This is a genomic window from Aliterella sp. E5.1 (genome assembly GCF_057473825.1).
On record NZ_JBYCCV010000157.1, the window covers coordinates 1 to 5,873 of the forward strand.

6 protein-coding genes are annotated in these 5,873 nt (G+C 43.7%); 3 read left to right on the top strand and 3 right to left on the bottom strand.

The annotated features are described in order from the left end of the window. Positions 1 to 224 precede the first annotated feature (224 nt). Complete coding sequence (ctpC, locus tag AC2VE5_RS23755; RefSeq protein WP_486890122.1) at positions 225 to 1,514, top strand: carboxyl-terminal processing protease CtpC; 1,290 nt, start codon at positions 225 to 227, stop codon at positions 1,512 to 1,514. A 2-nt stretch (positions 1,515 to 1,516) separates the two neighbouring features. Here the strand turns inward: ctpC and AC2VE5_RS23760 are convergent, their stop codons facing one another. Both AC2VE5_RS23760 and AC2VE5_RS23765 read right to left on the bottom strand, forming a co-directional pair. Continuing rightward, the gene (locus AC2VE5_RS23760; RefSeq protein ID WP_486890123.1) at positions 1,517 to 1,687 is read right to left on the bottom strand and encodes a hypothetical protein; all 171 of its coding nucleotides are present in this window, start codon (positions 1,685 to 1,687) and stop codon (positions 1,517 to 1,519) included. A 56-nt stretch (positions 1,688 to 1,743) separates the two neighbouring features. Next, positions 1,744 to 3,786 carry an elongation factor G gene (locus tag AC2VE5_RS23765; protein WP_486890124.1) on the bottom strand — a complete coding sequence of 681 codons (2,043 nt, stop codon included), beginning with the start codon at positions 3,784 to 3,786 and terminating at the stop codon, positions 1,744 to 1,746. Between the two features lie 361 nt (positions 3,787 to 4,147). On the opposite strand from AC2VE5_RS23765, the gene ilvC reads away from it, so the two are divergent. Next, positions 4,148 to 5,143 carry a ketol-acid reductoisomerase gene (ilvC, locus tag AC2VE5_RS23770; protein WP_486890125.1) on the top strand — a complete coding sequence of 332 codons (996 nt, stop codon included), beginning with the start codon at positions 4,148 to 4,150 and terminating at the stop codon, positions 5,141 to 5,143. A gap of 42 nt (positions 5,144 to 5,185) precedes the next feature. On the opposite strand, the gene AC2VE5_RS23775 is transcribed toward ilvC, so the two are convergent. Next, positions 5,186 to 5,644, bottom strand: a complete 459-nt coding sequence (locus tag AC2VE5_RS23775; RefSeq protein WP_486890126.1) for a CheR family methyltransferase — start codon at positions 5,642 to 5,644, stop codon at positions 5,186 to 5,188. A gap of 132 nt (positions 5,645 to 5,776) precedes the next feature. Here AC2VE5_RS23775 and AC2VE5_RS23780 point away from each other — a divergent pair. Then, positions 5,777 to 5,873: IS1/IS1595 family N-terminal zinc-binding domain-containing protein (locus AC2VE5_RS23780; RefSeq protein WP_486886923.1), on the top strand; the 97-nt coding region annotated here is incomplete at its 3' end.

Consider the following 5,873-nt stretch of genomic DNA (forward strand, 5'->3'; position numbering starts at 1 on the left):
TCACGTATTTCTTCTCGGCTGGCAAAATGGGTCAGTATGCTTGCATCAATTGTCTGACTCATTAACTCTGTTTCTACTTGCTTTACTTTACCCTAGCCTACGCTATATTTTTTATGCGGTTGCCCTACCTCTAAGACTTCCTACGTAAGCCCTTATTAACTACTTGTGTTAAATTGGGCTTACTACGACCTACGAGCATTTTTTCTCCGGTTCCAGCAGTCATTATGGCAATTTCAAAACAAGGGCTTGTTATAGGTGCGACCGCCGCCATGTTAACGGCATTTGCTGTTAATATTTCTGGCATTTACTCACCAGGTAAAGCTTTTTTCCGGGAAAGTCCCAAAGAATTAGTAGATGAAGTTTGGCAAGTTATCGATCGCAGTTATGTAGATGGAACATTTAACCAAGTAGATTGGCAAAATGTCCGCAAAGAATATTTAAGCCGCACCTATACAAATAAACAGGATGCCTACAAAGCCATCCGCCAAATGCTAGATAAGCTAGAAGACCCTTATACTCGCTTCATGGACCCCGAAGAATTTAAGAGTTTGCAAGTAGAAACTTCTGGGGAACTTTCGGGAATTGGGATTCAAATCGCCCCCGATGAGAAAACTAAGAAAATAACTGTAATCGCGCCCATGGAAGGTACTCCGGCGGCGGCGGCGGGAATTTTGGCTAAAGATATTATTGTCAAAATCGACAACAAAAGTACCGAAGGCATGAATATTAATGAAGCAGTATCATTAATTCGCGGTAAGCCAGGTACAGAAGTTAGCATTACTATTTTGCGGAACAAACAACAAAGGCAGTTTCGCGTCAAAAGAGCAAAAATTGAACTGCACCCAGTCCGCTACAGCTATCAAAATAGTCCTAATGGCGGGACGGGTTATATTCGTCTAAATCAGTTTAGTGCTAACGCCTCCTCGGAAATGCGGAATGCAATCAAAGATTTGGAGAAAAAAAACGTAGCTGGATATATCTTAGACTTGCGCTCTAATCCCGGCGGTTTGCTCTACTCTAGTGTTGAAATTGCTCAAATGTGGCTAGATGAAGGCATTATTGTATCTACAGTAGATCGGCGCGGCACAAGAGACCTAGAAAAAGCCAAAAATCGCGCTCTTACTGATAAACCTGTAGTGGTATTGGTAGATGGTGGGTCGGCAAGTGCAAGTGAAATCCTTTCTGGGGCATTACAAGACAATAAACGGGCTGTTTTGGTAGGGACAAAAACCTTTGGCAAAGGCTTAGTGCAATCGGTACGCAGTTTGGGCGATGGTGAATCGGGAATGGCAGTAACAATTGCAAAATACTTTACTCCCAACGGTCGCGATATCAACAAAGCCGGGATTGCCCCCAATGTGGTACTAGAACTAACAGAAAAACAAAAAGAAAAGTTAGTAGGCGATCGCACAAAAGTCGGCACTCCTGGCGATCCGCAGTACGATAAGGCTCTATCGATCCTCAATCAACAAATAGCCGCCCAGCGCAGTCCTAGAGCCAACGCAGTGCCTTAATTTTATATCGGCTGACACTTACCAGCACGTATTAAACCAACCCGCCGGGCGATCGCTTCTTCTTTGGATAAAAAAGGTCCCCATTGCTCTACTTCCGCAGCCGATGGCTCAGTAGAGACTATTTCGCAGTTGCCTGGAGGCAGCTTGACAATATACCAAGATTGTGGATTCATAATTTAGGGATATACCTGTATTAATGTACGGACTCCGTAGCCCGTACCGCAAGCACTTATTTAGAATTGAGGACGCGATGGGCTACTTTGTCTGGTACTTCCTGGAGGTGGTCGTAGTGCCACTGGAAAGAACCAACGCCAAGGGTAAGACTCCGCAATTCCACAATAAAATTGAAGTTCTCAGCTTGGGGTAAGTAAGCGGTGACTCGATCCCAACCTTGCCAGTCGCCGATCGGTTCGTAACCCAAAATTTGCCCCCGTCTTCCGCTCACAAGTTGCAGCACTTTAGACGTAAATTCGCTTGGTGTCGTGACTTCAATTTTGGTAATGGGTTCTAGCAAAGTTGGTTCGCCTTGAGCCATTCCCGTTTGCATGGCAATTCGCGCCGCTTGTTTAAATGCTTGTTCTGAGCTATCGACGCTGTGATAAGAGCCATTAGTTAGAGTAACGGCTACATCTACCACCGGAAAACCCAAACTACCACGCCCCAAATACTCGCGTACGCCCATTTCTACGCCAGGAATATACTGTTTTGGCACGACACCCCCGACAATCGTATCGCGGAAGTTGAAACCTCCACCTCTGGGTAAGGGTTCAATTTCTAAATAAACATCGCCAAACTGTCCGTGACCGCCACTTTGATGCTTGTAACGTCCGTGAATTGAAGAAATAGGCTTGCGAATTGTTTCTTTGTAAGGTACTTGCGGTAAATGAGTCGCCATGGGCAAGTTATACTTGCGTCGCAACCTATCTAAGGCAACTTGCAAATGAATTTCCCCTTGACCCCAAAGGATAACTTCATGAGTATCGCCGTGTTGCTCCCAAGCTAAAGCCGGATCTTCTTCTAAAAGTTTATTTAAGGCGCTACTGAGCTTTACTTCATCATTGCGACTTTGGGGAGCGATCGCTAAAGCATACACTGGAGCCATTTTAGCCGCCGTAACTAATTCAAAGCGATCGCCATTAGTTGTCATCAGCGTATCTCCAGTTTTAACCCCTTCTAAGCGGCTAATTGCGATAATTTCTCCAGCTTCGGCGGTATTTACAGACTTTTGTTGCTGTCCGACTAAACGATACAATCCCCCCGCACGCACGCCATTTAAAACAACACCTTCCGTTAATTGACCGTGCCACACCCGCACGAGCGACATTTTGCCACCTTGGGGAGTGAAATAAGTTTTCAACACCTGCGCTAAAGGAGCATGAAGATTTTGAGGAATATTGCGCCGTTGCGCGGTAGTTTTGGGGGCGGGTGCTTCTTTTTGCAGCATCTCTAATAACGGGCGCACTCCATAATCTTGCTCGGCGATGCCAAATAATACCGGAACAACTAAATCTGCGCCTAATTCCAGCTTCAAGTCTTGCAGTATTTCCTCAGTGGATGGATTGATTTCTTCTAATAGTTCCTCCAACAAATGGTCGTCAAAATTGGCTAATTCTTCCAACATTTCTGTCCGCGCTGCAAGTTCTTTTGACTTTAAAGCGGCGGGAAATGCGATCGCATCGGCAGGAGCGCCGGGGTGATAATGATATGCTTGCTCTGTAACTAAATCGATAAATCCGCTAATATTCTCGTTTTCAGTAATGGGGTATTGGTGCGGGACTAAGGGACGACTAGAGACAGATTTTAGAGCGTGCAGCACGTCAATAAAGTTTGTGCTGGAACGATCCATTTTATTAATAAAAACTAGGTGGGGAATTTCCCAATCATCGAGAAACTTAAATAAAGGTGCAAGAGTCAGAACTTTTTGGTGCAGTCCATTCCCATTATCGCTACTTGGTTCGCAGACAACTATTGCTATATCTACACCTATCAGCGCATTATAAGTTTCTTGGGCAAATTCTACCGAACCTGGGCAATCGATAAAAGTAAAGTTAATATCTCCATATTTAGTAGTAGCAACACTAACTTCAACGCTCATTTGGCGATCTTTCGCTTCGGGAGAATTATCTCCCACTGTAAAGCCATCGCGGACATTGCCTTTGCGAGAAATTGCCCCAGTAACGAACAATAAACTCTCAAGTAAAGTGGTTTTACCGCTCAAGTAGGGACCAACAATGGCAACATTGCAAGTCGCTAATTTTACCTTTTCTGACATAAAACCTCCTAAATGCCTTGCCTAAACAAGAGTCAATTAGGTATTAGCAAGGGCATATGTAATTGACTCGATATTTAAGAATTATCCCGCCCTTTAATACTTTTATTTGCGATCGTGAATTTTGTAGAAACTAATTGTATTTTATTGCAACACTTAGCTTAAATTAGTTGAATTAAAATCAACTTTTATAGAATTATTTTAATCTTTATTGCTTGCAATTATTGGATGCTATCAGGAAATACTATAACCAAACCTGTTTTCTAACTCCAAGTTGTGAGCAAACAATAGTGAAAGGTAAAAATTGCGGTAAAATTAACGGTTTGCACTAAATTATTATACTTACCCTCAAGGAGTTGTTACTATGGCGCGGATGTATTACGACACAGATGCCAATTTAGACTTATTAGCTCAAAAAACAATTGCAATTATTGGTTATGGTTCTCAAGGTCACGCTCACGCCCTGAATCTCAAAGATAGTGGCATGAATGTAATTGTCGGGCTATATCCAGGTAGCAAGTCTGCACCGAAAGCAAAAAGTGCAGGTATTCCCGTGCATTCCGTCGCTGATGCTGCAAAAAGTGCCGACTTTATTATGATTTTGCTTCCTGATGAAGTGCAAAAAACTATTTACACCCAAGAAATTGAACCCCATCTAACGGAAGGGAAAGTTATCGCTTTTGCTCATGGTTTTAATATCCATTTTGGGCAAGTCGTCCCTCCCGATAATGTAGATGTAGTCATGGTAGCGCCCAAAGGTCCAGGGCATTTAGTCCGACGGACCTACGAACAAGGGCAAGGCGTACCTGCTTTATTTGCCGTGTATCAAGACGCAACGGGGCAAGCGCGCGATCGCGCGATGGCTTATGCTAAAGGTATTGGCGGTACTCGCGCTGGGGTACTCGAAACTACTTTTAGAGAAGAAACAGAAACCGATTTATTTGGCGAACAAGCGGTACTGTGTGGCGGTTTGAGCGCGTTAATTAAGGCAGGTTTTGAAACGCTAGTAGCGGCGGGCTACCAACCAGAATTGGCATATTTTGAATGTCTGCATGAAGTCAAGCTCATTGTTGACTTGATTGTAGAAGGTGGTTTGGCAAAAATGCGCGATAGTATCTCCAATACCGCAGAATACGGCGACTATACTCGCGGACCAAGAATTGTTACCGACCAAACTAAAGCAGAAATGCGGAAGATTTTGCAAGAAATTCAATCTGGGCAATTTGCACGAGACTTTGTGCTAGAAAACCAAGCCGGGAAGCCAGGTTTTACCGCTATGCGCCGCCAAGAAGCCGAACACCCGATTGAAGATGTTGGTCAAGATTTGCGGGCGATGTTTAGCTGGATGAAAAAAGACTAAAAGGAACTTACTCCCCTCTCTTACTAGGAAGGGGAGTTGCCATTAACTATGTGGTGGCTGTCCTAAAGGTTGGTGTAATAAATATTGGTCTAAATTCTGCTTGGGAACTTTAGTATAAACGTGGTTTTGAGCGTTGATTAAAGTAAATAGAGGTATGCTCTTAATTGGTAACATCTCGGCTCTACCCAAGCATAAAAAGCCGCTACCAGTAAGACTAAAGTAAAATCGCGCCAAAGCTCGAATTTGAGCTTCAGTGTTGAGATAAATTAGCACGTTGCGACACGTCAATAAATCAATTTTAGACATCGGTGCATCTTGAATTAGATTGTGCGAACTAAAGATGATGTTGTGCTTAAGATGGCGGTGAAAAACGTAGCAGTTATCAACTTGCTGGAAGTAAGTGTTCAGCCGAGTTGGAGAAATACTCGCAACAGTATTAACGGTGTATACACCGATATGAGCTTGCTGGAGCGCATCTTTATCTATATCGGTGGCAAAAATTTTACTCGTGCTTGGAACTGTTCAACCCCCAAAGCTTCGGCTAGAAGTATTGCTAAAGAGTAAATTTCGGTAGTGCGTCAAATAAACGTGGGATTGGTAGAGTAGAGGGGATCTCTCATCTGCAACTCGTCCATGCAATGCCCTTTGTGTGATCATTCTAAAGCCCATAAACACGGCAAGATGCCCAACGGACATCAACGCTATCTCTGTCCTGTTTGCCAACAGACGT